Origin of the sequence: Pseudomonas sp. Z18(2022) (assembly GCF_036346535.1) — a bacterium.
Lineage (GTDB): Bacteria > Pseudomonadota > Gammaproteobacteria > Pseudomonadales > Pseudomonadaceae > Aquipseudomonas > Aquipseudomonas yamanorum_A.
Genome location: NZ_JAOTOA010000060.1, coordinates 1 through 1,555, shown reverse-complemented (window position 1 = coordinate 1,555; position 1,555 = coordinate 1). Strand labels below are relative to the sequence as shown.

Sequence of the window (1,555 nt, the reverse complement as noted above, 5' to 3'; positions counted from 1 at the left end):
CTCGATGGTGGCAAGGTCGCCGCCTTTGTCGTGATGGAAGGTGAGGCGGTTGTTATCGGGCAGGCGCAGATAGTTGAGCTGACCGCATTCGTCATAGCCATAGCGCAAGGTGCCCCAGCCCTGATGTTCGGCGGTGAGGCGGTTTTGCAGGTCGTATTCGTAGTGCAGCGGCCAATGGCCGTCGTCGACGCTGAGGAGATTGCCGAGGCGGTCGTAGGTGTAATCGACAATGCTGCGGTCGGGCAGGGTTTTTCGTACAAGGCGGCCGGCGCTGTCTCGCTGATAACCGGTAACCAGTTGACTACCATCGTCGCCGTATTCGGTCTTTTCCAGCAGATGCCCGGCGAGGTCGTAGACATAAGCCGTACGGCGCCCATCAAAGCCGGTTTCCTGCTGGATCAGGCCGTTGGCGTGATAGTCGAGCCTATAGGTTTCGCCAACCTCGTTTTCAATCTCGGTCAGTAACAACCGGACATTGTCGTAGCGGTATTTGAGCTGTGTGCCGTCGGGATTAATCCGACGGCTGATCAGGTGCAGGCCGTCGGCATACTCGTATCGGGTAACCCGACCCAGTTCATCGCGCTCGGCAGTGATTTTTCCGTACGGGTTGTAGCTGAATTCGCGAGTGGCACCACCGGGCTGAATCACCTTCAGCAAACGCCCTACGGCGTCCCACTGATACTGGGTCAGCGCACTGTGCTCATCCACACAGGCCACCTGCCGGCCCAGGTCGTTGTAGCGATAACGCCGCACACCGCCACTCGCCAGCTTCTCCTCGATAAGCTGGCCACGTTCATTCCAGATAAATCGCTGACGGCTGTTGTCCGGGTGCCAGACGCCGGAGAGTTTTCCGTGTTTAGTGTAGGTGTATTCGGTGTAGTTACCGTCCGGATCGGTCTTGCGGGTGATATCGCCTTGATCGTTACGCAGATATTTCCAGACGGCGTCACCACGCCGCACAACCCGCACGAAACCGTTGTCATGCTCGTAGGACGTGGGCGCATCATCCCCGGGAAACAGCGCAATCAACCGACCGGCTTCGTCGTACTGATACGCCGTCACCGCGCCGAGCGGATCCTGCTCGACTGTCAGCCGGCCTTTGTCATCGTAGGATTTGAAGTGCTCGGCACCGTCCGGATCAATCCGTTGCACCAGCCGCGCGCGCTGGTCGTGGACGTAGACTTCCTGGCTGCCATCGGCGTTGTGCACGGTGACGCTGCCGTTGTCGTCCCAGGCGTACCGCGTGTCCATCTGGGAGAAGCTGGCCCAGTGGCGGATACACCTTGCAGATTTACCGGACCGTTCCCACTCCCAGAAGAAACTCGCCCCACCGGCCAGTTGCCGCTCCAGAATCACCTGCTGATCGTCGTACCGATAACGTTCGCTTTCGCCTACAGCGTTGGTCGCCTCAATCAACCGCCAGGCGTCGTCGTACGTGTAGGAAACAACGTTCTGCTCGGTAACCCAGTCCAGTTCCCGCTGCACCTGATAGTCGACGGCGACGATGTGTCCGCGGTCATACCGCAGCAATAACCCTTGACCGGCACCGTTATCT

General features: G+C 59.1%; 1 pseudogene. It reads right to left on the bottom strand.

What is annotated here, in order from left to right:
* Window positions 1-1,555, bottom strand: a pseudogene (locus V3W39_RS33565) (type IV secretion protein Rhs); the annotation flags it as partial.